Genomic DNA, 22,509 nt, shown 5'->3' with positions numbered 1-22,509 from the left:
ACGTCATTGTGAATCACATGGCAGGGTCCGGGTACTTCACCGAGGAGACCCCATCCATGAATGTGCTGACCAGACGTGCAATGGCGCTCACTGGCGCCATCTCCCTGACGCTGATCCTGGCCGCCTGCGGCGGCTCAGGCGATGACGCCGGGGGCTCCAACTCCCTTACGATCACGGCCAACGCGATCGCTGGCGGCAAGAACGCCGCGCAGGCGGACTGGATCGAGAAGTGGGTCATCCCGCAGTTCACCAAGGCCCAGAAGGCCAAGGGCGTCGACGTGAAGGTGACGTTCCGACCGAGCGGCGTGGACGACGAGCAGTACAAGACCAAGCTGGCCCTGGACCTGCAGTCGGGCTCCGGACCGGACGTATACGACATCGACGGAATCTGGGTCGGCGAGTTCGCCCAGGCCGGGTACATCAAGCCGTTGAACAACGTTGTCAAGGGTGCTTCCAGCTGGGACGGCTGGAAGCAGATCCCGGATTCCGTGCAGCAGCTGGCGACCTTCGAGGACAAGCTCTACGGCATACCCGGCGGCAGCGACGGCCGGGTGATCTACTACAACAAGGAGCTGTTCAAGCAGGCCGGTCTGCCCGAGAAGTGGCAACCCACCAGCTGGGACCAGATCATCGAGGCCGGCGAGAAGCTGAAGTCGGTCAAGGACGTCACCCCGATCCAGCTCAACGCCGGCACCGCCATGGGTGAGGCCACCACCATGCAGGGCTTCCTGCCGCTGCTGGCTGGCACCGGCGAATCGGCCTGGGCCGATGGCAAGTGGACCGGCGCCACCCAGGGTGTGAAGGACGCCCTGAAGCTGTACAGCGAGATCTACGGCGACAAGCTGGGCGACCCGCTGCTGCAGAAGGAGGCCAAGGGCCGCGACAAGTCCTTCGCCGAGTTCGCCGCGGGCAAGGTGGGCATGCTGCTCGAGGGCGACTACTTCTGGCGCAGTGTGATCAACCCCAAGGGCGGCGTCGCCCCGATGGAGAAGCGCGACGAGGTCGTGGGCTACGCCAAGATCCCGGCCATGACGGCCGGCTCCGGCGTGAACGGCCAGGACTTCGTCTCCTACTCCGGCGGCGGGGTGCAGACGATCAACCCGAAGAGCAAGAACACCGACCTCGCCTTCGAGCTGATGAAGTTCATGAACTCGGCCGACGCCATCAAGAAGCAGTTGGCCGGCGAGGCCCGGATCACCGCTCGCACCGACGTGAACGACGAGGTGCTGGCGGGCGACCCGATGCTGAGCTTCGTCTCCAAGGACGTCCTGCCCGTCACCTCATTCCGCCCGCCGCTGGCGGAGTACGCACAGGTCTCCACGCTGCTGCAGGAGGCCACGGCCGCGGTGGTCGACGGCAAGAGCCCGGAGCAGGCGGCGGCCGACTACGCGAAGAAGCTGGAAGGGGCCGTGGGCGGTGCCGGCAACATCAAGTCCTGAGCTCGAAGCCGGAACACCGGCGAAGAGCGAGGACGTGGAGCGGCGCCCGGAGGCACCGGGCGCCCCCTCCAACCGTGTCCAGGCCGGCGGCGATGCCGCCGGCCTGGGCCGGGCCCGCGCCACAGCGTTCATCGTCCCGGCGATGCTGCTGATCGCGGCCTTCCTCCTGTTCCCGGCGATCTGGACCATCTACCTCGGCCTCACCGACTACCGGCTGACCGGGCTCGCCGCGGCGAACCCGCAGTTCGTGGGGCTGGACAATCTCCAGAACGCGCTGAGCGACGACCGGTTCGGCAACTCCATGTGGCTGACCGTCGAGTACGTCATCGGCTCGGCCGTCATCGGCCAGGTGCTGCTCGGCTTCGCCGTCGCGTGGGTGATGCGCGAACGGCGCGGGGCGCTCCGCCGCCTCGTCGAGTCGCTGCTGCTGCTCGCCTGGGTGCTGCCCGGCTCCGTGGTGGCGTTCCTGTGGATCGCCCTGCTGGACCGCGACAGCGGCACACTCAACGCCCTGCTCCAGACGCCTGGCACGGGCTGGCTGCTGGAGTACCCGATGGCGTCGATCATCGTGTTCAACATCTGGCGGGGCGCCGCCTTCTCAATGATGCTCTATGCGGCAGCCATCGGGAACGTGCCGCCGTCGCATCTGGAGACCGCCCGGCTGGCCGGCGCCTCCACCTGGCAGCAGCTGCGCGATGTGGTGATCCCGCGGATCAAGGGCCATATCCTGACGAACCTGCTGCTGATCAGCCTGTGGACGTTCAACGACTTCACGCCGTTCATGCTCACCGCCGGCGGCCCGGACGACAAGACCGAGATCATGCCGGTCTTCATCTACAAGCTCGCACTCAACAGCGGCGAACTGGGCTTCGGCGCGGCGATCTCGGTGCTGATGCTGCTCTTCAACCTGATCATCGCGCTGTTCTATGTGCGGATGCTCAGGTCGCGGAAGGACGATGCCGCATGACCGCCACCGACATCAAGGCGACCAGGCGGGATGCCGCCGAGCATGGGGCCGCTGTGGCACAGGCCCGGCGCGTGCTGCGGCACGCCGGCTTCTACACGTTCATCTGCCTGCTGATCGCGTTCTTCGCACTGCCGCTGCTGTGGCTGCTCGCAGCCCCGTTCGACTCGGCACCCGGCGTCACCGTCTCACTGCCCGACTTCACCCTGCGGAACTTCCAGGTGCTGGCGGACAACCCGTACGCGCTGCGTTCACTGGGCAACTCGGTGATCCTGGCCGGTGGCACGGGCGCGCTGACGCTGCTGTTCTCCGCGCTGGCCGCCTATGCGCTGAGCCGGGTGAAGCTGCCGGGCCGGGACATGCTGTTGTACGTCCTGCTCCTGCTGTCGTCGATCGTGACCGGTACGGCGGCCATGGTGCCGCTGTTCAACCTGGCCTTCGAGCTGCATCTCATCGACTCCCAGCTCGGCGTGATCCTGATCCTCACCGGCGGCATGCTGCCCAGCGCCATCTTCATCCTGAAGGACTTCATGGACGGCACGCCGGTGTCGTACGAGGAGTCGGCGCGGGTCTTCGGCGCCTCACCGCTGCAGATCGTGCGCCATATCGTCGTGCCGCTGGTGCGGCCGGGGCTGGCGACCATCGCGGTCTGGTCGGTGGCGCAGGTGTGGGGCAACTTCCTGGTCCCGTTCCTGCTGCTGCGCTCGCCGGAGAAGTCCCCGGCCGCGGTGGTGATGTACACCTTCTACACCGAGGGCGGGCAGCCGAACCTCGCACTCATCTCCACCTACTCCCTGCTCTACTCCCTTCCGGTGGTCCTGATGTTTCTCTTCGTCAGCTCCCGGTACGGATTCCGGTTCCACGGAGGTATCAAGCGCTGATGGCATCTATCACCATGGGCGAACTCGTCAAGGTCTACCCAGGCGGAGTACGCGCGCTGGACTCGATCGGCCTGACGGTCGAAGACGGCGAGTTCTTCGCCTTGCTCGGGCCATCCGGCTGCGGCAAGACCACCCTGCTACGTACCATCGCCGGCCTCGAAGCCTCCAGCGGCGGCTCGATCCAGATCGGCGACCGGGATGTGACGAACACGGCGCCCGGGCAGCGGGATGTGGCGATGGTCTTCCAGGACTACGCCCTGTTCCCGCACATGACGGTCACCGAAAACATCGCCTATCCGCTGCGCATCAAGAAGGTCCCGACGGCCGAACGTACGGAGAAGGCCGCCGAGACGGCCGCCGAGCTGGGCCTGAGCGACTATCTGGCACGCCGCCCCGGGCAGCTGTCCGGCGGGCAGCAGCAGCGCGTGGCGCTGGCCCGGGCGATGGCGTGCCATCCGAAGGTCTTCCTCTTCGACGAGCCCCTGTCCAATCTCGATGCCCGGATGCGCCTGGAGGCCCGTACCTTCCTCAAGCGCCTCCAGCGTGAACTCGGCGTCACCACCGTCTTCGTCACCCACGACCAGGCCGAAGCGCTGGCGCTTGCCGACCGGATCGCGGTGATGGAGGGCGGCCGGATCCGCCAGCTGGGCACGCCGAAGGAGGTGTTCCACCGGCCGGCCAACACCTTTGTGGCCTCGTTCATCGGCTCCACCCCGATGAACCTGCTGGACGCGGTGGTGTCCGGCGGGAACCTGGTCATCGGCGATCAGCAGCTGCCGGTGCCCCCCGAGTACGCGGGCGGTGCGCTGGGCGACGGGGAGAAACTGGTCCTCGGTATCCGTCCGGAGTACCTCTCGTACTCCACCGAGCCGGTCCAGGACGCCTTCTCCGGCGAGGTCACGGTGATCGAGAACCTGGGCAGCGCCCAGCTGGTGACGCTGCACGGCGGGGCGGGCTTCGTCCAGGTCGTCGTCGACGAGGAGGTCTTCCTCAAGGCCGGCGACAAGGGCTATGCGATACCACGCACCGACCGGGTGCTGCTGTACCGCGACGGCGACCTCATCGACGCCGGAGGCGACGCCGCGGCCAAGGATGCCGCCGGCCGTGAGGAGGGAGCCGCCGCATGACCGTCACCACCACCGTCCACCGCGGCCGCTGGTCGCTGGGGGACCGGCTGGAGCTGATGCTCCGGGAGCTTCCCTTCGAGGTGACTCCCGGAGCGGCGGCGGTCACCGTCGAGCTGGAATTCGACCGCGAGCAGGGCGTGCTGGACCTGGGCTGTCTCGGCGCGGACGCCTTCCGCGGCTGGTCGGGCGGCGCCCGCGATACCTACACGGTGGCCGTGGACTGGGCGACGCCCGGCTATCTCAAGGGCGAGCTGGAGCCCGGCCTCTGGCACGTACTGCTGCGGCTGCACCGTATCCCGCCAGGCGGCCTGGACTACGAGGTGCGGGTGACCACCTCGACGACCCGCCCCGCCCCCCTGCCCCCGCCCGCCGCGCCGAAGCCGGTGGGCGGACGGCCGCCCGCCCGCGAGCGCCGGGATATCCCGGCGTCTGGCGAAATGCTCTGGTACGCCGGCGACTTCCACAGCCACACGGTGCACAGCGACGGCGCCCTCACCGTTCCCGAGTTGGCCTGGCTGGCTTGCGACGAGGGTCTGGACTTCCTCGCCGTCACCGACCACAACACGGTCAGCCACCACCCGGAGCTCCCGGCCGTGGGAGCCCGCTACGGCATCAGGCTACTCCCCGGCCAGGAGGTCACCCGCGACGAGGGGCACGCCAACGTCTTCGGCGACACCGGCTGGGTGGACTTCCGTCAGCCCGCCGACTCCTGGTACCAGCACGCCCGCACACACGGCGGCGTCATGTCCCTGAACCACCCGCTGGGCAGCGACTGCGCCTGGCGGTTGCCGCTCGCCGACCGGCCCCGGCACGCCGAGGTCTGGCACTCCGGCTGGTTCGACCGCCGCTGGGGGGCGCCGCTGTCCTGGGCCCAGGCATGGCGGCCCGATGTCATCGCCATCGGCGGCAGCGACTTCCACCGCCACGGCAACGACGGGCGGCCCGGCTCCCCCACCACCTGGCTGCTCGCCGAAGACGACAGCCCCGCAGCCCTGCTCGCTGCCCTGGCGGCCGGGCGTACGGCGGTCTCCGCGGGCCCCGGTGCGCCCCTGCTGCTGCGGCTCGGGGACGAACTTCTCGCGCTCGGCGCCGAAGGCACCGCACTCATCCGCCCCGACGGACGGCGCGAGCTCGTCCACGCGGACCGCACCACCTTTCCCGCTGAGAGCGGGCTGCACCGTCTGGAAAGTTACGAGAACGAGGTAACCGCACTGTGTCAGTGAACATCCGGGTGGCGAACGCACCGGTCAATTTCGGCATCTACGCGGCCGACAGAGCCCCCCTCACCGCCACCGAGCTGCTGAGCGCCCTGGCCGAGGCGGGCTACGAAGGCATCGACTCCGGCCCGATCGGCTATCTGGGCACGGTCGACACCCTCCCGGGCCGGCTCGCGGACGCCGGCCTGGCCCTGGCGGGCGGCTGGATCGACCTGCGCTACGGCGCCGAGGACGGCTTCAGCGCCGACCAGGCCGGTCTTGAGGCGGCCCTCGATGTCTTCACCGCCGTTCCCGTCCCCGACCCGGTCTTCGCTCCGCGCCCCACCCTTGCCTGCCCGGACAACGCCGAGCGGATGGCCCGCCCGGGCATCGCCTACGGCACGGTCGAGGACTGGGCGGGCTTCGCCGCCCGCGTGCAGCGGGCCGCGGACCGGTGCCGGGAGCGTGGTCTGGAGCCGGTGTTCCACCACCACCTGGGTACCGATGTGGAGAGCGCGCAGGAGGTCGAGAAGCTCCTCGAGGCCACCGATGTCTCGCTCTGCCTCGACACCGGCCACCTCTATCTGGCCGGCGGCGACCCGCTGGCGGCGCTGCGCGACTGGGCGCCCAGGATCAAGCAGGTGCATATCAAGGACGCCTCCCGCGAGGCCATGGAGCGCACCCGCGCCGCGGGCGGCGACTTCGCCCAGGCGGTACGCGACGGTGCCTTCCCCGTGCTCGGCACGGGCGAGATCGAGATGACCGAGGTCGTGGCCGTACTGAAGGAGACCGGCTACACCGGCTGGGCCGTGATCGAGCAGGACGCACCCGAGACGGGCCGCGAGCCCGCCGGCCTTCTCGCCGACCAGCGGACCAACCGTGAGGCGCTGCGAAAGGCGGGCCTGTGACGACCGACCGCGTCCGGGTCGCGGTGGCCGGCCTCGGCACCATCGCCCAGACCATCCATCTGCCCCTGCTGGAACGCCTCGGCAGCCGCTTCACACTCTCCGCCGTCGCGGACGTCTCGCCGTCCGTGGCCGAGCGGACCGGGGAGCGCTACGGTGTCCCGGCCGAGCGCCGCTTCACCAGCGTCGACACCATGCTTCAGGCGGGCGGCTTCGACGCCGTACTGCTGCTGACCTCCGGCAGCCACGCCCCGGCCACCGCCGACGCGCTGCGCCGCGGCTACCACGTGCTGGCCGAGAAGCCTCTCGGCTATGCCCAGCAGGAGATGGCCGAACTGGAGGGCCTCGGCGAGGAGCTGACGGCCCGGCTGATGGTCGGCTATATGAAGCAGTACGACCCGGCAGCGCAGCGGCTGACCGCGCTGGTCGAGGAGGCCGGCGGCCCCGCTGCGATCCACTACATCGACGTGACCGTGCTGCACCCCTCCCCGCAGTCGCAGCTGGCCTTCGCCCAGCTGCCGCCGCCCGCCGGCGACGTCTCCCCGGAGCTGCTGGCCGAGCTGCGCGCCGCAGGGGACAAGCCACTGCGCACCGCCCTCGGCGAGGAGGCGCCCGCCGCACTGCGAGAGCTGTACGGCATCATCATGAACAGCGTCTGCCACGAGTTGTCCCTGATCCGGCTGCTCGCCGGGCCTCCGGCCACCGTCGACCACGCCGTGATGTGGCCCGCCAGGAACGCGGGCCCCGGCGACGCGCCGTCCCTCGAGCTCTCCGGCGAACTGCGGGGCGGCGGCCGGTACGGCATCCGCTGGCTCTACCAGCCCAACTACCCGGCCTACCGGGAGACAGTGGCCGTACACCACGCCACGGGCAGCGCGGAGCTGGTCTTCCCGGCCCCGTATTTCCTCAACGCCCCTACTCGGCTGATCGCGACGACGGGCCGCGAGGAGCAGCAGACCCGTACCGAGTTCCGCTCCCCCGTGAGCGGCTTCGAGGCCGAACTGACCGTCTTCCACCGGCTCGTGACCCAGGGTGTACCGCCCCTGTCGGGGGTCCCCGACGCGGCCGCCGACATCGCCTTCGCACAAGCGGCCGTCCGTCGCCTCGCCGACCGTGACGGCCTGACCACCGCCGGGGAGTCCGCGCATGAGTGACAGCCATGAGCTCGTAGTAGTCCCGCACACCCACTGGGACCGCGAGTGGTATCTGCCCTTCCAGCGTTTCCGGCTGCAGCTGGTGGCGCTGCTGGACGAGCTGCTGGACCGGATGGAGGCCGACCCGCGCCACCGGTTCACCCTGGACGGACAGATGGCTGCGGTGGACGACTATCTGGAGGTACGCCCGGAGGCCCGCGAGCGGGTGACGGCGCTGGTGAAGTCCGGGCGGCTCGCCGTCGGTCCGTGGGACATCCTGATGGACGAGTTCCTGTGCTCCGGTGAGCAGGTCGTCCGCAATCTGGAGCGCGGGATCCGCCGCTCCGGGGAGCTGGGCGGCACGATGCCCGTCGGCTATCTTCCGGACATGTTCGGCCATATCGCGCAGATGCCGCAGATCCTGCGCGGCGCGGGCCTGGACCACGCCTGCGTCTTCCGCGGCGTGCCCGGCGCCGTCACGTCGGACACCTTCGCCTGGGTTTCCCCCGACGGCACTGCGGTGCGCACCCGCTACCTCCCGGCCGGCGGCTACGGCAACGCCGCGGGCCTGCTCGCCGACCGCGGCGCGGTGGCCGAGCGGCTGCGGGAGCTGCATGAGCGGATGAGCGCCTGGACGCTGCCGGAGAGCGGGCCACTGCTCGGCATGTACGGCTCGGATCACACCGCGCCGGCGACCGACGCCCCCGACCTGTTGGCCGCGGCGGGCAAGGAGACGGGCATCGGAGTGCGGCTGGCCACCCTGGCGGCGTTCTTCGAGGGGCTGCCCGCCGGTACCGACGGCCTGCCGCTGGTGCACGGCGAGCTCCGCAGCCACGCCCGCGCGAACATCCTGCCCGGCGTCAACTCCATCCGCCCGGAGCTGAAGCGGGCGATGAGCCACGCGGAGCGCTGGGTCGAGCGCTACGCCGAGCCGATGGCCGCGCTCTACGGCGACGGCGGCGAGCAGCGGTTCCTGGACATGGCCTGGCAGCGGCTGATCGCCGTCAGCTGCCATGACTCGGTCACCGGCTGCGGCTGCGACGAGACCGCCGTCCAGGTCGGCGCCCGGATGGCGGAGGCCGAGCAGCTGGGCCAGGCGGTGTGCGATCTGATCGGGCAGCGCCGGGCGGCGGCCGTCCCGCAGGACGCGCTGCTGGTCTTCAACCCCTCGCCGCGACAGCGCTCCGGCGTGGTCTTCGCCGAGGTCGACCGGCCGGGTGTGGAGGTGCTCGCCGACGACCGGGACCTGCCGGCGGAGGTCGCACTCACCCGTATCCACGGAACCGAGCTGTACGGGCGGCACGTCGCCTCCTGGTCGTTGAGCGAGGACGGCTCGACGCTGACCTTCGCTGTGGCCCGCCACGAGTCGGCCGCCTTCGATGTTGCCGAAGTGCGCGAGGCGCTCGGCGAGGGCTGGCGTGAACGCCGCCTGCGGGTGCGTATCCTCACGTCGCCCGGCGAAAAGGTGCCCGTCTGGGCCGAGGTCCCCGCGCTGGGCTACGCCGCCGTGCGAACGCCGGACCAGGGCTCGCCCGCCGACGCCGCGCTGCCGCCGAACGACGTGCGCTGCGACGGCCGGGTGCTGGACAACGGCCTGGTACGGATCGAGGTCGCCGGCGACGGCACCTTCAGCCTGACCGGCGCGGACGGCACCACGACCGCCGGCCTCGGCTCGCTCGTCGACGGCGGCGATCTGGGCGACACCTACAACTACGCCCCGCCGGCCGCCGATGTACTGGTTGCCGAGCCCGAGTCGGTACGGATCACGCGCACCGCCGGCTCCCCGCTCTGCGCCGCGCTGGAGGTCGAGCGGCGCTACAGCTGGCCCGCCGCCGGCGACTTCGCCGTGGACGGCCGCTCGGCCCGCACCGAGCCAGTCACCGTCACCCTGCGCGTCGAACTGCGCGCCGCCGAGCCGTACGCCCGGATCGGTGTCGAATTCGACAACCGCTGCGACGACCACCGGCTGCGCCTGCACCTGCCGCTGCCGGAGCAGGCCGAGTCCTCCTTCGCCGAGGGCCAGTTCGCGGTGGTCGAGCGCGGTCTGACCGCGGAGGGCGGCGGCGGGGAGTACCCACTGCCGACGTTCCCCGCCGCGGGCTTCGTCGCGGCGGGCGGGCTCGCAGTGCTCCTGGACGAGTACAGCGAGTACGAGCTGGTGGAGGAAGGCCGCGAGCTGGCGCTCACCTTGCTCCGCTCGTCCGGTCAGATCTCCCGCAACCGGATCCCGCTGCGCGACGAGCCGGCCGGCCCGCAGGTGCCGACGCCGGGTGCGCAGAGCCGCGGCCTCCGCTCGGTATCGCTGGCCCTGCTGCCGTACGCCGGTGCCTGGACCTCGGCGTCGGATGCGGTGCTGCGGGCGGCGGAGGAGTTCCGACACGGCCTGTACGCCGTCCCGGGCGCGGCCGAGGCGTCCGCGCCGCTGCCGGAGCCGGAGCGCGGTCTCGCGGTCGAGGGCCCCGGCGTGGTGCTGACCAGCGCCCGCGAGCGGGACGGCTGGAGCGAGGTGCGCGTCGTCGCCGAGGGCGGCGCGGACACTGTGGCCGTGGTCGAAAGCGGCTTCACCCGGGCCCGGCGCTGCGATCTGCTGGGCCGCCCCGGCGAGGAGCTGCCCGTGGACGGGGGCGTGCTGCGGCTGCCGCTTCGCGCCTGGGAGATCGCGACCGTACAGCTGGGCCACTGAGTGGCCAGGACCGCCCTGCCGGAGGAGACATGAACGCAAACCAGGGGCCGGAAACACCTTTCGACGTGATCACCATGGGTCGCATCGGTGTGGACATCTACCCCCTGCAGACCGGCGTAGCGCTGCCCGCGGTGGAGTCCTTCGGCAAGTGCCTGGGCGGATCGGCCACCAATGTGGCGGTCGCCGCCGCGCGGCTCGGCTGCCGCGCGGCGGTGATCAGCCGCACCGGGCGAAACCCGTTCGGCGACTACTGCCGCCAGGCGCTGACCGAAGAGTTCGGCGTGGACGCGCGGTGGGTCACGGAGGTGCCGGAGTACCCGACTCCGGTCACCTTCTGTGAGATCTTCCCGCCCGATGACTTCCCGCTGTACTTCTACCGGCAGCCGAGGGCGCCGGATCTGGAGATCCACTCGAAGGAGCTGAACCTCGCCGTGATCTGCGCGGCCCGGATCTTCTGGATGACCGGAACCGGGCTCTGCGAGCAGCCCAGCCGCACGGCGACCCTGACGGCCCTGGCCGCCAGGAGCGCGGCGCGTACGGCGAAGGAGGCGGGCGCCGCGCAGACCGCCACCATCTTCGACCTGGACTGGCGCCCGATGTTCTGGCACTCCGGTCCCGAGGAGGCGCGCGCGTACTACACGCAGGCACTGCGCCACGCCACGGTCACCGTCGGCAACCTTGAGGAGTGCGCGCTCGCCACTGGCGAGCGCGAGCCCCGTGCCTGCGCCGAGGCGCTGCTCGCCGCCGGGGTCGAGCTGGCCGTCGTCAAACAGGGCCCCAAGGGCGTCCTGGCCGTGCACCGGGACGGCACCGAGGCCGAGGTCCCGCCGCACCCGGTCGAGGTGGTCAACGGGCTTGGCGCGGGTGACGCGTTCGGCGGGGCCCTGTGCCACGGCCTGCTGTCGGGCTGGGACCTGACGGCGATCATGCGCTACGCGAACGCGGCCGGCGCCCTGGTCGCCTCCCGCCTCGCCTGCTCCTCCGCGATGCCGACCACCGCCGAGGTCGACGCGCTTCTCAGCTCCGCTGAGGTGCCGGGGTGAAAGCTCCTTGGCTCCGCCCCCAGACCTCCATGGGAGCAAGGCGGTTGCGGCAGCGCGTAGGCAGATGACTCCTTCAGCACAGCAAGTCAGAAAGAGAAACTCTCAGTTGAGCCTCACTATCTCCGACCTCACCGCCGTGCGATCGAGCCACCCCGAAGCAATCGCCGAGGCCGCCGCCCGGCGGGTCCGCCGCCCGCTGGTGGGCGACGGCGGACGACTGATGATCGTCGCGGCCGACCATCCGGCGCGCGGAGCCCTCGCCGTCGGGGGACAGCGGCTCGCCATGGCCAACCGCAACGAGCTGCTCGACCGCCTCACCATCGCCCTGTCCCGGCCGGGCGTGGACGGCGTGCTCGCCACCGCCGACATCCTTGACGACCTGCTCCTGCTGGGCGCCCTCGACAACAAGGTGGTGCTGTGCTCGATGAACCGGGGCGGGCTGGCCGGCTCGTCCTTCGAGCTGGACGACCGGTTCACCGGCTATCGCCCGCAGGACATCGAGCGGCACCGCTTCGACGGCGGCAAGCTGCTGCTGCGGATCGACTACGACGACACCGGCTCGCTGGCGACCATGGAGTCGGCGGCTCGGGCGATCGACGAGATGGCGGAGCGGCGGCTGCCGGTCTTCGTCGAGCCATTCATCTCGCGGCGCGTGGACGGCCGGGTGTGCAACGACCTCAGCGGCGAGGCCGTCGCCACCGCGATCGCGGTGGCCTCCGGCCTTGGCGGCACCTCGGCCTACACCTGGCTGAAGCTGCCGGTCACCGCCGATCTTGACGACATGGCCGAGGCGGTGGAGAGCTCCACACTGCCCGCTGTGGTGCTGGGCGGCGAGGTCAGCAGGGAACAGGACGCCACCTACGAGAAGTGGCGCAGGGCGCTTTCGCTGCCCACCGTGCGCGGACTGGTCGTGGGCCGCTCCCTGCTCTATCCGCCGGACGGCGACGTGGCGGCGGCGGTCGACACGGCCGTCGGGCTGCTTTGACCGGATCAGGACCAAGAGAGGCTGACAACATGACGCTGGATCCATATGTTCCGGCGGGAAGCGCGGCGCGCGGACCGTATCTGATGGACATCAGCCCACAGCGCGCGGGCTGGGAGCACTCCTCGCTGCGGGTGCTTGGGCTGGCGCCCGCCACCGAGCACACGTTCGCCACCGGCGACAGCGAGTGGTTCGTTCTGCCGCTCTCCGGCGCCTGCACGGTGACCTGCGACGACGCCGAGTTCGACATCCAGGGCCGCAAGGACGTCTTCAGCGGCATCAGCGACTTCGCCTATGTGCCGCGTGACGCTTCGGTGACGGTACGGACGGAAGCCGGCGGCCGCTTCGCTCTGACCGGCGCCCGCTGCGAACGCCGGCTGCCTGCTCGCTACAGGCCCGCGTCCAGCGTTCCTGTGGAGCTGCGCGGCAGCGGCTCCTGCTCGCGTCAGGTCAACAACTTCGCGGCGGCCGGGGTGTTCGAAACTGACCGGCTGATCGCCGTGGAGGTGCTGACGCCCGGCGGCAACTGGTCGTCGTATCCGGCGCACAAGCACGACGAACACCGGCCGGGCGAGGAGTCCCGGCTGGAGGAGATCTACTACTTCGAGACCGCCGCCCACAACGGCAGCCCCGGCCTTGGCTACCAGCGTGTCAGCCCGTCCGGCCGCGGCCGGAACACCGATGTGCTGGCGGAGGTGCGCAGCGGCGACGCGGTGCTGATACCGGACGGCTGGCACGGCCCTTCGATGGCCGCGCCGGGCCATGACCTGTACTACCTGAACGTGATGGCGGGCCCGGGCCCTGAGCGCAGCTGGCTGATCTGCGACCATCCCGACCAGACCTGGATCCGCGGCACCTGGCCGGACACCCCGGTGGACCCGCGGCTGCCGTTCTACGAAGCCCCGGAGGCTTAAGGCATGACCGACAAGCCCGTGATCCGACTGACCGTCGCCCAGGCGCTGGTCCGCTTCCTCGCCGCCCAGCACACCGAGCGGGACGGCCGCCGGCAGCCGCTGATGCCGGAAGCCGCTCCTACAGTGACGGCGGTCACGGTGGACGACCCCCACCCGGTGGATGTCGCGCAGCGCCTCCGCCAGCCCGATGGCAAGCCTTCTCAGCTCCGCTCCGTTCAGCGGGCCCTTCGTGGTGATGTGCTGGGCGAGCGTGTGCCCCTCGATATAGGTCGTCGCCATCCACGGCTGCTCGGCCTCAGGGGCAGCGTCGACCACGGCGGCGGTGAACGCGCCGCTCACCCGCCTCGCCGCCGCCACCTCCTGTCGGAAACGGATGCGGAACTCGTCGTCCGCCGCGAACTGCTGGTGGATCAGTTTGATCGCGACAGGTCGCCCCGAACTCGTTCGGGCCAGAAAGACCGTGCCCATGCCACCCGAGCCGAGCCGCGCCTCAAGTGGATAACCGCCGATCTCGGCTGGATCACCTCCGCGCAGCGACACTCTTCCCGACCTCCCGTCCCCCGTGCACCTCTGCCACCACGGGCCTGCGTACCTGTCCTCACACAAACTAGCCGCAGAGCAGTACGGCAGAGCAAAGCGGGTGACGAACAGGAAGCCCAGGGCTGCTCCGTGCCGCACACGATGAAGCCCCGCCAACAGGAGCATGGCGGGGCTTCATCGTGTAGTGGAACACCGTACGGTGCGGCCCATCGCCACACGCAGAACCCCGTCGGCACAAGCTGACGGGGGTTCGCCGGCGGGCAGGCTAACCTCAATCGTTCATGAGGGTCCGTCAGCTTGCCCACGAACCCCTTGTGGTGTGACTGATGGTGGTTTCGGGATCCGGGCAGGTAGACGGCCCGGCTGTAGCGTCGAGTGGGCCCCGGGTTCCACGGTTCCGGTGGGGTTGTCCAGGCTCGTCGGGACGGTTGAGTCTGCTGGTCAGCCGGGGTTCGGCAGGATCTGGAGCCGCCCGGTGATGACGGACTGCGTGGAGCGCTGGGTGCTCCTCCAGGGTGCGTGCCGGCCGACGTACGAGGGCGGCTGGCAGGCTCGGGTCGACGGGCTCGTCCCCAAGGTCGAGAAGACCGTACGCGACCTGCAGAACGTCATGTCAGACGCCGGTTAGGGTCTGATGCAGGGTTGGGTGACAGGTGTGGTCACGCGGCCCGGAGGGCCGGTGTGGTCATGACGATCTCGAACTCGACGGGGGTCAGCCGGCCGAGCGAGGCTTGTCTGCGGCGTCGGTGGTAGGTCCTCTCGATCCAGGTCACGATCGCGATCCGCAGTTCCTCACGGGTGGCCCACTGTCGGCGGTCGAGGACGTTCTTCTGCAGCAGGCTGAAGAACGACTCCATGGCCGCGTTGTCGCCCGCCGCCCCGACCCTCCCTATCGAACCAGCCATCTGGTGGCCGGCGAGCGCCCGGACGAACTTCCTTGACCGGAACTGCGATCCGCGATCGCTGTGGAGAATGCACCCGGCGACGTTGTCGCGGCGGGCCACGGCGCTGTCCAGGGCTGCGACGGCCAGTCGGGACTTCATCCGATCGTCGATGGAGTAGCCCACGATCCTCTTACTGAAGACGTCCTTAATCGCGCAGAGATACAACTTCCCTTCGCTGGTGTCATGTTCGGTAATGTCGGTGAGCCACAGCCGGTTCGGGCCGTCCGTCGTGAAGTCACGGCGGACGAGGTCGTCGTGCACCGGCGGGCCCGCCTTCCTGGTCCGCCCGCGCTTCTTCCCGAAGACGCTCCACCAGCGGTTGTCCCGGCAGATCCGCCACGCGGTCCGGTCGGACATGCCAGATCCCACGCTGCGGGCTTTGTCGGCCAGGAACCGGTAGCCGAACTCCGGGTCCTCGCGGTGAGCGTCGAACAATGCGTTCGCGCGAGCAGCCTGCTCGAACTCGGAATCGGTCACCGGTCGGTCGAGCCAGCGGTAGTAGGGCTGCCTGGCGAGCTTCAGAACCCGGCACGTCACCGTGACGGGAACACCGTCACCGGCCAGCTCTTTCACGAGCGGGTAGATCCTTTTCCCGGGAGATTCGCCTGGGACAGGTAGGCCGCGGCCCGGCGCAGGACCTCGTTCTCCTGCTCCAACAGCTTGATCCGCCGACGTGCCTCCCGTAGTTCGGCGTTCTGCTGGCCGGACGTTCCGGGCTTTGTCCCGTCGTCGATGTCCGCGCGGCGCATCCACTTCCACAGCGTCATCGCGTGAACCCCGAAGTCGGCGGCCACCTGCTCGATCGTCACGCCCGGGCCGCGGTTCCTCGCGACCCGCACGACATCCTGGCGGAACTCTTCCGGATAAGGCTTGGGCACAGCGACATCCTTCCCACCCGCCCTACAGGGCAAGCCAGTTCATATGTCACCCGATCGTGCATCAGACCCTTACGCCAGTGGCGACTACAAGCTTGTGGTGATGGGCTACCCCAGCCCGATCGGCCCCGCCTTCAACGACAACCCGAACTTCCCCGGCAAGATCCCGGGTGGCTGCGCGGGTTACGACTCCGACGCCGCCTGGGGCCGTAACGTCGCCGTCCCCGCGTTCGAGCGCGGAATGCGCAAGGCCGCCGCCGACACCGGGGCCGTCTACCTCGACAACTCCCGGCTCTTCCACGGCCACGAGGTCTGCATGGAGGACACCTGGGCCCGCGGCCTCTACATCGACCTGTCGCACTTCCCGCCGGACTCCAACTCCGTCCGGCAGTCCTTCCACCCCAACGCGCGCGGGCACGCCGCCTTCGCCTCCTGCCTGACCCAGATCTACAACTCCGGTCTGCGCGAGGCGAGCTGCGCCGACCCGGCGAGCACCGGAAAGCCGGTCCTGGAGCCTGCCGCCTGGGACTCGGTCTTCAAGCCCCTGAAGAACGAGGCCACCGGCACGTGTGTCGACGTCCCCGCGTCGGTAACCCGCAACAACACGAAGATCGCGGGCTGGGACTGCCACGGCGGCCGCAACCAGGGCTGGTGGTACGACGCAGGCACGAAGGCCGTCCGTACGGAACTGAGCCACGACCGGTGCCTCGATGTGCCGGGCGCCGACTACAAGGCGGGTGCCACGCTCATCCTGTGGAACTGCTCGGGTGCGGCGAACCAACAGTTCGTCCAGGAGTCGGGCACGTTGCGCCCGGCGGCTTGGGTCGCGGAGACACTGACCGGCCTCATCGCGACGCGTGCTGCACTGCGTGGAACCAGCGACCAGGCCGCCCCCAGCACACTGCGCCGCTCAACGCCGCGCTCAACGATTCCTGAGAAGCCCGATAGATGATCGACGCGATACCCGCGGTCCTGCTCTGGGCCGTCACCATCTGGCGTACCCGCTCCGCCTTCCGGAGACCCGAACGTCTCAGCCTCTGGCTCGCCTTCGCCGCCCTCGCCCTGGCCATGACGGTTCGGCCGGTCGCCATCGCGTCAGCGGTCGACGAGCCCCTGCACGTCACCAACCTGTCGTTCCTGGTCAAGCACATATGCGGAACCGTCGCAGCGGCCTCGGTCCTCACTTTCCGCTGACATGGCCGAGTCGAAGACCGGGATACGTGCCTCCAGACTGCACCCGGCCTTCCCCGTCGTCACGGTCGTCCTCCTGGCCGCGTGCTTCTTCGCCACGCCGCAGCCCCATCTCCTCCGCGCCCACCTCGATGAGATACCGGCATGACCGCCACCACCGCACCGCTGCCGCCCACCGCAGCCGCACCTGCCGAGCGGCGCTTCGCCCGCCTCGTGACAGGTCCTGGCACCGGCCAACCTGGTCATCGGCGTCCTGCTCGTCATCGGCTGGCACTCCACCAACTCCCTCCACGGGGTCGGCTGGGGCCTGCTCGCCGGCACCTTCTGCGGCGGCCTGCCGATCGCCTACATCGTCGCCGGCGTCCGCCGGGGCCGATGGACCGACAAGCACCTCAAGGTCCACTCCCAGCGGTGGATACCACTGTTCGTCACCCTCGGCTCCGTCCTCATCGGCACCGGCCTGCTCTTGGCGCTCGACGCACCCCGCGAGGTCCTCGCCCTGGTCGCCGGCCTACTGCTGACCATGGCCGTCACCGCCTGGTGGAAGGTCAGCGTCCACACCGCCGTCGCCTACGGGTGGTGGGCCGCACTGCTCTTCCCCTGCGTCGGTGCTGTTGGCTGGTCCCGGGTGTCACTGCGGTGGCCATCTGGGGGTGCTGCCAGCGGCGGGATCCGCTTGACATGAAGGTCACGGGAAGCAAGCCTGGGGCGGCTTCAACGCCTACACCCCAACCACTCCTGCAACGCATGGTGGCGGAATTGAACGGCAATGCCCGTGAGGCGGAGCAGACCTGCATGGTAGGCCCAGTCGAGGAAGGGGCCGAGACGCCGTCGGGGAAGGACATTGCGGGCAGTGAGCAAGGCCCACGCGATGGCGTAGCGAGTACCGGGGGCACCGCAGGTGCGGCCGACACCGATGGCGAGCCCGATGCAACTGCCGAGGAATGCCCCGTCAACGAAAGACGTGGGGTGCCATGGGTAGGCTGCCCAGTTGGCTCCGCCGAAAGCGAGGGCGAAGAACAGGCCATAGCTGAAGAGCACGGTGTACTGGAACAACAGGGCCTGCGACATCACGAGGCTGGGGCGGCGGACCGCGGCCGGGCGGTGGGCGAGCACGGTCTCGACAGCAAGGATGAAGCCGATGGCCACCCAGGAGATGCCATAGGCCTGCCCCACCCGGTCGCCGTAGCCCTGGCTGAACCACAGGCCAAACAGGTAGCCGAGGCCCAACCCGGCGAGTGGCCAGACGCAGGAGACGAGGAGCCGACGTTTTCCCGACGGTGTGCGCAGCATCGTCGTATCGAGGCTCCGCAATTGTCCTGGTGAGCGATACGAGTAGACGTACACCCACATCACAAAGAGCATGCCGCCGACGAGCAGGGCCTTGCCTGCGGCGAACGGCGGGATCCAGTACGAGGTCGCATCGTGGTAGCCCACCAAGGCGGCGAACAAGAGGAGCACGGTCAGGGTACCGTTCACGAGCGCTGTAAGCAGCAGAGGGAGACGGACTCCCGCCAGCTGCCAGAGTTCATGAGGGCGGAAGCCCGTCGAGAGGCCGTTGCCTTCCGCCCTCCGGTAGGCAAGATGCCCCGCAAATACTGCCAGGTACTGGTGAACCTCTGACGCCGACCAACCTCCTCGAGGCGGTCGGTGCTGGGCGACGGTCTCCGGCACCAGTCGGGCGAGCATCCGTTCTCGGATGACAGCGGACTCCAAGCCGATCAGCTCGGCGGGGCTGCCCTGATTCAGGTGGGCAGCGATCGTCACAAACAGCCACAGCGGTGAGCGAAGTAGCGTGCTGAACGGGCTGTCGGGATGTTCGCCGAGGTGGCTGAGGACAGGCTGCCACCGAGGGGCGACGACGAGACGACGAGCGGGGGCGGCAGGCGCGGGCTCACAGTCCATTTCGTCGGCGGGAGGAGACGCAGGGGGTGGCATGCGAGCTCGGCCGAAGCGGTGGATGAGATGCCGCTGGACACGCTCGACGGCGAGCGGCTCCAGCCGGACCACAGACGCGTTCTGGAGTATGGGCAGCTCGCCCGGACGGAGATCGGGAACGTCGGACGGGGTGACGGCGGCGAGCCGTTCGTACAGGGAGGTACGACAGGTCACCACCACCGTTGCTCTGCCGACGTGGGCAGAGTCGTTGAGCGCACGAATCACTGCCAAGGCCCGGCGTGGCAAGGTCCCCTCGGGGTCCATCTCGTCCAACCCGTCCAGGATCGGGAGAATCCACTTCTCGCAGACCAGGTCGCGAGCCTTGCGGCGAGAAAGCGGGTGGGCGGCAGTGATCTCGTCGACGATCCAGCGGGAGAAGAGCTCGGCAACCCTGCCGGGCGAGACGCCCGAGGCGGTGATGCGAGGGTCGTCGAAGCCTGAGAGGTTCAATCGGACTGGCACTACTGAACTTGAATGCGTGATGTCGGCCTGATCGTGGTCAGCTGTCCATGGTCAGGCCGGTGCCTATGAGGCAGCCGTCGATGAGGTGCGGTCGGTATTGGGTCTTCTTGAGGCTGCGTTTCACGGCAGTGGCGAGTTGGTCGAGGTTCGCGGCGGCGAGGTTGCCGATGGTCCGTTTCACCAGTGACCAGATGCCTTCCTGCGGGTTGAGGTCGGGTGCGTAGGAAGGGAAGTGGAAGACGGTCAGCCAGTCCTCGTTCGCGGCGATGAAGTCCTTCATCTGCGGCATGAGGTGGGTGCGCAGGTTGTCCCAGACCAGGACGATGGGGCCTTTGAGCTGGTTGTGGGCCCGCACGATGAGGTCGCGGTAGTCCTGCCAGGTGAAGCCCTTGGGTTCGCCTTTGCGGCCCCGGTGGACGCGGAAGCTGTAGATCAGCCGCGACCGCTCTCCGGGACGGAAGCAGGTCATTCCCGCCATCGAGACCCGCCCGGAGCCCCGGCCCCGGACGCGGACGACGGGTGTCTGGCCGATGCGGCCCCAGGACCTTGCGCGTGGCGGCTTCAGCGACTGACTGGCCTCGTCCTCGAAGACGATCCAGGCTCCGCGGGCCGCCGCCGTGCTTTTACCTGTGGCCACACCTCCTTCTTCCACAACTCCACTGCCCCGTCGTCACGTTCGATCGCCCGCCGGGCCGGCTGCTGCCAGGACCAGCCATGGCGCTTGAGCAGCCGCCATGTCCCCTCCACCGTGTAGCTGACGTGGAACAACCGTCCGATCAGCGTCTTCACCCGGGCCAACGTCCACCGCTGGTCCGCCCAGCCATGAGCGAGCGGGCCACGCTCCAATTCCCGCTCCAGCCTGGCCATCTGCACACTCGACAGTCTCGGACGCCCAGGTGAGCCCTTCGACCGGACACCCTCCTGGCCCCGCTCCCGCCACTGCCGACGCCAGCGCTCCACAGACCGCTCACTCACTCGAAGCGCAGCCGCGATCTCTCTGTTCTTCGCACTGCCCTCGAAGAGGCCGACCGCCTCCAGCCGAACCCGCTCCCTCGCAGCCCTCTTCGCATCGGTCAGGCCGCCGCCCTGCGCGTATCTCACAGACCACAACTACCGACCCGACTCAGGCGCTGGCAGGCGAACGGCCCGACATCACCCGATCAAGTTCAGTAGCAGCGGCTTCTCAATTCCTGCCCCGGCCTGCTCGGCCACGACATCGAGGAGCAACTGCATGCCCAGCATGGTCTTGCCGGCACCGGCGTCGCCGAGCACAACCAGACGATGGAGGCGCAGGGACTTGTAATAGTCCGCAATACCGGCAAGCGTGCCCTGAGCGGCACCGGCATCGTCCCGCCACTGCGAATGCCCGAGGTCGTCCCGCCGGAAAATCAGATCGGCTGCGAGTGCATCACCGCTGTCCGCGAGCAGGCGGGCACGGACGTCCGCCTCCTGGTTGTTCACGGAGTCGGCCAGCATGCTCGCCCACTCCCTGCGGGCGTAGTGCTTCTGCGAAAGGTGGTACTGCTGGGTGACCGAGGCCGCGTGCACATGCACGTCACCCACGGCCTGTGCGAGGACGATGTCCCCGTAGACATCGCGGGCGTTGATCTTCTGCGGCTGGAACTCCACACTGCGCGCGTCAAGCTGAGCGCGGCCGAGCTGGAAGCGCTTCCGCATCAGTTGATCTCCAGGTCACCCTTGGCGCCGTCGATCAGGTGCACGGATTCCCCGACGGATCCCTGAACGGTCTGCCCAGAGGTGTCTGGGTGGGCATCGGGAAGATTGGCAGGTTGCGCCGGCGGCTGGAGGGACGGCCCATGAGAGGGCGATGGGGAAGTGATCTTTACGTTGCCGTCGGCACCGCGGACCATAGTCACTCGGCCCTGGACGTTGGCGTTCACATGCTGGCCGCCCGTGGAAGCCTGGGGGCTATTGGCCTGGGACGCAGCTTGTGATTGTCGGTGGTGAATCTCCCCCAACACCGCAGTGATGATCGTGACGAGCGTGCCGATGATGCCCGCCGCCCAGCTGACGCCTTCAAGACCCTGCCGTGCAAAGAGCCAGCCCAGCGCAACGGAGATCACAGCGATTAGGAGGGCACCCGCCCATGTCATCTGTCGAACCGTCATAGTCCTATGGTGGAAGCGATGTTGGTGGTACGCAAGCGGTTTCGCGGCATGGCACTCCGGAGAGAGCACCGGGACGCCCTGGGCTACCGCTCGCCGCGGGTCGCGGGCATCCAGGGGTTAACTGCCGCACCAGAGGGTGGGCGCCGTCGCCCATTGGCACTGTGGTGTTCGGTGCCTTGCCATTCGTCGGTGACCGCGCCCGGTCACCGAAGGAAGGTCTGGATCGATGCTCCGTCGCCCCGATCCCGTTGTACGCGCAGAACCTCGTCCTGATTTCCGGGGAGATTCGTCACCCTCGATTCTGTCCTCGTCGGCACCGATCTGCTCCTGGGGCTCGACGCACCCACGAGGTCATCACCCTGTTCTCCGTCCTGATCGCCGGACGCCCTCATGACCACACGACCGTCATCGTCTGATGGAAGGCCAACGCGATGACGAGAGCGCGGCCGCCGCGATGCGCGCCCTCCAGGAGCGCGGGCTGCGGGTGCCCGAGGACATCTCCGTCGTGGGCTACAACGACGACCCGGTGGCCGCCGAGGTCACCCCCCGGCTGACCACGGTCCACATCCCCGCCGAGGAGCTGGGCCGCACCGCGGTCCGGCTCGCGCTGGACGGGCCGCCGGCCACCGGTCCCGAACGGCACGTCCTGGGCACGCACATCGTCATCCGCGAGAGCGTCAGGCCGCTCCCCCGCGTCTGACGTACGCCCCTGCTCGACGGCCGCGCACCGCGCCCTACATGGCCCGGCCATCCCCACCGGAGGAAGGCATGCGCGTGCGCCGCATCCCGACCATCGCCGTCGCAACACTCGGTCTGCTGCTCACCGCGTGCCCCGGACAGCAGCCGGACACCCGGAGCCCGCCCGCGTCGGGCGGCATGCCGGCAGGGCCGTGAGCAGCGGTGCGGGGCCGGGAAGGAGCGGGACCGAGAAGGGCGGCCGCCTCACACGGCCGCCGGGCCGGGGCACAATCCACCGGGCCGCGCGAGCCCCGCGGCTCACCTGCAATCCGCCTCGGGTGTGCCGAGGACCCATGGCCGGCCCTGCCTGCTTCCCGCTTGTAACGCTTCGGCCGCTGTGCCGGTCGCCCCTTGACGCCTTCCTCACGCGGACCTACATTCCCCGAATAGATCGGAAAGTGTCCTAACTATTCGGCGAGGAGCAC

The 22,509-nt window shown here is 69.4% G+C and carries 21 protein-coding genes and 3 pseudogenes; 18 read left to right on the top strand and 6 right to left on the bottom strand.

What is annotated here, in order from left to right; translation table 11 throughout:
* The first annotated feature begins 17 nt into the window (after positions 1-17).
* From OHB49_RS35880 to iolB, 11 genes are all read left to right on the top strand, one after another.
* A complete protein-coding gene (locus OHB49_RS35880) occupies positions 18-1,439 on the top strand; it encodes an extracellular solute-binding protein (protein ID WP_329165040.1) in 1,422 nt (473 codons plus the stop codon).
* The gene (locus OHB49_RS35875) at positions 1,417-2,406 is read left to right on the top strand and encodes a carbohydrate ABC transporter permease (protein WP_326632189.1); all 990 of its coding nucleotides are present in this window, start codon (positions 1,417-1,419) and stop codon (positions 2,404-2,406) included. Before OHB49_RS35880 ends, OHB49_RS35875 begins: the two co-directional genes overlap by 23 nt.
* Positions 2,403-3,284 carry a carbohydrate ABC transporter permease gene (locus OHB49_RS35870; RefSeq protein ID WP_326632188.1) on the top strand — a complete coding sequence of 294 codons (882 nt, stop codon included), beginning with the start codon at positions 2,403-2,405 and terminating at the stop codon, positions 3,282-3,284. The genes OHB49_RS35875 and OHB49_RS35870 overlap by 4 nt, the downstream gene beginning before the upstream one ends.
* Positions 3,284-4,411, top strand: coding sequence for an ABC transporter ATP-binding protein (locus OHB49_RS35865; protein ID WP_329165039.1), 1,128 nt, complete (start codon positions 3,284-3,286; stop codon positions 4,409-4,411). The genes OHB49_RS35870 and OHB49_RS35865 overlap by 1 nt, the downstream gene beginning before the upstream one ends.
* The gene (locus tag OHB49_RS35860; RefSeq protein ID WP_329165038.1) at positions 4,408-5,634 is read left to right on the top strand and encodes a CehA/McbA family metallohydrolase; all 1,227 of its coding nucleotides are present in this window, start codon (positions 4,408-4,410) and stop codon (positions 5,632-5,634) included. The genes OHB49_RS35865 and OHB49_RS35860 overlap by 4 nt, the downstream gene beginning before the upstream one ends.
* Positions 5,625-6,515 (top strand): sugar phosphate isomerase/epimerase family protein, encoded by an 891-nt coding sequence (locus tag OHB49_RS35855; RefSeq protein WP_329165037.1) that lies wholly within the window; start codon positions 5,625-5,627, stop codon positions 6,513-6,515. The genes OHB49_RS35860 and OHB49_RS35855 overlap by 10 nt, the downstream gene beginning before the upstream one ends.
* Positions 6,512-7,666, top strand: a complete 1,155-nt coding sequence (locus tag OHB49_RS35850; RefSeq protein ID WP_329165036.1) for a Gfo/Idh/MocA family protein — start codon at positions 6,512-6,514, stop codon at positions 7,664-7,666. Before OHB49_RS35855 ends, OHB49_RS35850 begins: the two co-directional genes overlap by 4 nt.
* Positions 7,659-10,328: an alpha-mannosidase gene (locus tag OHB49_RS35845; protein WP_329165035.1), complete on the top strand. Its 2,670-nt coding sequence runs from the start codon at positions 7,659-7,661 to the stop codon at positions 10,326-10,328. Before OHB49_RS35850 ends, OHB49_RS35845 begins: the two co-directional genes overlap by 8 nt.
* Before the next feature lie 29 nt (positions 10,329-10,357).
* Positions 10,358-11,371 carry a 5-dehydro-2-deoxygluconokinase gene (iolC, locus tag OHB49_RS35840; protein ID WP_329165033.1) on the top strand — a complete coding sequence of 338 codons (1,014 nt, stop codon included), beginning with the start codon at positions 10,358-10,360 and terminating at the stop codon, positions 11,369-11,371.
* Positions 11,372-11,477: 106 nt separating this feature from the next.
* Positions 11,478-12,356 (top strand): Cgl0159 family (beta/alpha)8-fold protein, encoded by an 879-nt coding sequence (locus OHB49_RS35835; RefSeq protein ID WP_329165032.1) that lies wholly within the window; start codon positions 11,478-11,480, stop codon positions 12,354-12,356.
* Between the two features lie 29 nt (positions 12,357-12,385).
* Positions 12,386-13,267 carry a 5-deoxy-glucuronate isomerase gene (gene iolB, locus OHB49_RS35830; protein WP_329165030.1) on the top strand — a complete coding sequence of 294 codons (882 nt, stop codon included), beginning with the start codon at positions 12,386-12,388 and terminating at the stop codon, positions 13,265-13,267.
* A 132-nt stretch (positions 13,268-13,399) separates the two neighbouring features.
* Here the strand turns inward: iolB and OHB49_RS35825 are convergent.
* A pseudogene (locus tag OHB49_RS35825) lies at positions 13,400-13,807 on the bottom strand (protein kinase domain-containing protein); the annotation flags it as partial.
* Between the two features lie 472 nt (positions 13,808-14,279).
* On the opposite strand from OHB49_RS35825, the pseudogene OHB49_RS35820 reads away from it, so the two are divergent.
* A pseudogene (locus tag OHB49_RS35820) lies at positions 14,280-14,432 on the top strand (ricin-type beta-trefoil lectin domain protein); the annotation flags it as partial.
* A 34-nt stretch (positions 14,433-14,466) separates the two neighbouring features.
* On the opposite strand, the gene OHB49_RS35815 reads toward OHB49_RS35820, so the two are convergent.
* Positions 14,467-15,629, bottom strand: a protein-coding gene (locus OHB49_RS35815) for an IS3 family transposase (protein WP_329165029.1) whose coding sequence is annotated in 2 segments (ribosomal slippage) — positions 14,467-15,342 and positions 15,345-15,629 — 1,161 coding nt in all. Because the reading frame shifts where the segments join, the coding sequence is not laid out codon by codon here.
* 70 nt (positions 15,630-15,699) lie between these two features.
* Here OHB49_RS35815 and OHB49_RS35810 point away from each other — a divergent pair.
* The 4 genes and pseudogenes from OHB49_RS35810 to OHB49_RS35795 form a co-directional block, all read left to right on the top strand.
* Positions 15,700-16,578 (top strand): annotated as a pseudogene (locus OHB49_RS35810) (ricin-type beta-trefoil lectin domain protein); the annotation flags it as partial.
* Entirely contained in the window at positions 16,575-16,820 is a 246-nt protein-coding gene (locus tag OHB49_RS35805; protein WP_329165028.1) for a hypothetical protein, read from the top strand. The pseudogene OHB49_RS35810 and the gene OHB49_RS35805, both read left to right, overlap by 4 nt.
* Before the next feature lies 1 nt (position 16,821).
* Positions 16,822-16,965, top strand: coding sequence for a hypothetical protein (locus OHB49_RS35800; RefSeq protein ID WP_329165027.1), 144 nt, complete (start codon positions 16,822-16,824; stop codon positions 16,963-16,965).
* A 318-nt stretch (positions 16,966-17,283) separates the two neighbouring features.
* A complete protein-coding gene (locus OHB49_RS35795; protein WP_329165025.1) occupies positions 17,284-17,502 on the top strand; it encodes a hypothetical protein in 219 nt (72 codons plus the stop codon).
* Between the two features lie 29 nt (positions 17,503-17,531).
* Here OHB49_RS35795 and OHB49_RS35790 read toward each other — a convergent pair whose 3' ends face one another.
* The 4 genes from OHB49_RS35790 to OHB49_RS35770 all read right to left on the bottom strand — a co-directional run bounded on the left by OHB49_RS35790 (position 17,532) and on the right by OHB49_RS35770 (position 21,346).
* Complete coding sequence (locus OHB49_RS35790; protein ID WP_329165024.1) at positions 17,532-19,205, bottom strand: hypothetical protein; 1,674 nt, start codon at positions 19,203-19,205, stop codon at positions 17,532-17,534.
* 49 nt (positions 19,206-19,254) lie between these two features.
* A protein-coding gene (locus OHB49_RS45920) for an IS630 family transposase (protein WP_443079684.1) occupies positions 19,255-20,318 on the bottom strand; the annotation gives its coding sequence in 2 pieces (ribosomal slippage) (positions 19,255-19,871 and positions 19,871-20,318; 1,065 coding nt in all).
* A 51-nt stretch (positions 20,319-20,369) separates the two neighbouring features.
* On the bottom strand, positions 20,370-20,894 hold the full coding sequence (locus tag OHB49_RS35775; RefSeq protein WP_329165022.1) for a hypothetical protein: 525 nt from the start codon (positions 20,892-20,894) through the stop codon (positions 20,370-20,372).
* Entirely contained in the window at positions 20,894-21,346 is a 453-nt protein-coding gene (locus tag OHB49_RS35770) for a hypothetical protein (protein ID WP_329165021.1), read from the bottom strand. The genes OHB49_RS35775 and OHB49_RS35770 overlap by 1 nt, the downstream gene beginning before the upstream one ends.
* Before the next feature lie 415 nt (positions 21,347-21,761).
* On the opposite strand from OHB49_RS35770, the gene OHB49_RS35765 reads away from it, so the two are divergent.
* The gene (locus tag OHB49_RS35765; RefSeq protein ID WP_392755336.1) at positions 21,762-22,046 is read left to right on the top strand and encodes a substrate-binding domain-containing protein; all 285 of its coding nucleotides are present in this window, start codon (positions 21,762-21,764) and stop codon (positions 22,044-22,046) included.
* Between the two features lie 68 nt (positions 22,047-22,114).
* Complete coding sequence (locus OHB49_RS35760) at positions 22,115-22,240, top strand: hypothetical protein (protein WP_329165020.1); 126 nt, start codon at positions 22,115-22,117, stop codon at positions 22,238-22,240.
* Positions 22,241-22,509 lie beyond the last annotated feature (269 nt).

Origin of the sequence: Streptomyces sp. NBC_01717, from assembly GCF_036248255.1 — a bacterium.
Lineage (GTDB): Bacteria > Actinomycetota > Actinomycetes > Streptomycetales > Streptomycetaceae > Streptomyces.
This window is presented reverse-complemented; position numbering and strand designations above follow the sequence as displayed.

What these genes read in the sequence shown, in the direction of transcription:
- OHB49_RS35880 (WP_329165040.1), top strand. Translation starts at nt 18, where the DNA reads ATGGCAGGGTCCGGGTACTTCACCGAGGAGACCCCATCCATGAATGTG.
- OHB49_RS35870 (WP_326632188.1), top strand. Translation starts at nt 2,403, where the DNA reads ATGACCGCCACCGACATCAAGGCGACCAGGCGGGATGCCGCCGAGCAT.
- OHB49_RS35865 (WP_329165039.1), top strand. Translation starts at nt 3,284, where the DNA reads ATGGCATCTATCACCATGGGCGAACTCGTCAAGGTCTACCCAGGCGGA.
- OHB49_RS35860 (WP_329165038.1), top strand. Translation starts at nt 4,408, where the DNA reads ATGACCGTCACCACCACCGTCCACCGCGGCCGCTGGTCGCTGGGGGAC.
- OHB49_RS35845 (WP_329165035.1), top strand. Translation starts at nt 7,659, where the DNA reads ATGAGTGACAGCCATGAGCTCGTAGTAGTCCCGCACACCCACTGGGAC.
- iolC (WP_329165033.1), top strand. Translation starts at nt 10,358, where the DNA reads ATGAACGCAAACCAGGGGCCGGAAACACCTTTCGACGTGATCACCATG.
- iolB (WP_329165030.1), top strand. Translation starts at nt 12,386, where the DNA reads ATGACGCTGGATCCATATGTTCCGGCGGGAAGCGCGGCGCGCGGACCG.
- OHB49_RS35805 (WP_329165028.1), top strand. Translation starts at nt 16,575, where the DNA reads ATGATCGACGCGATACCCGCGGTCCTGCTCTGGGCCGTCACCATCTGG.
- OHB49_RS35800 (WP_329165027.1), top strand. Translation starts at nt 16,822, where the DNA reads ATGGCCGAGTCGAAGACCGGGATACGTGCCTCCAGACTGCACCCGGCC.
- OHB49_RS35775 (WP_329165022.1), bottom strand. Translation starts at nt 20,894, where the DNA reads ATGCGGAAGCGCTTCCAGCTCGGCCGCGCTCAGCTTGACGCGCGCAGT.
- OHB49_RS35770 (WP_329165021.1), bottom strand. Translation starts at nt 21,346, where the DNA reads ATGACGGTTCGACAGATGACATGGGCGGGTGCCCTCCTAATCGCTGTG.
- OHB49_RS35765 (WP_392755336.1), top strand. Translation starts at nt 21,762, where the DNA reads ATGGAAGGCCAACGCGATGACGAGAGCGCGGCCGCCGCGATGCGCGCC.
- OHB49_RS35760 (WP_329165020.1), top strand. Translation starts at nt 22,115, where the DNA reads ATGCGCGTGCGCCGCATCCCGACCATCGCCGTCGCAACACTCGGTCTG.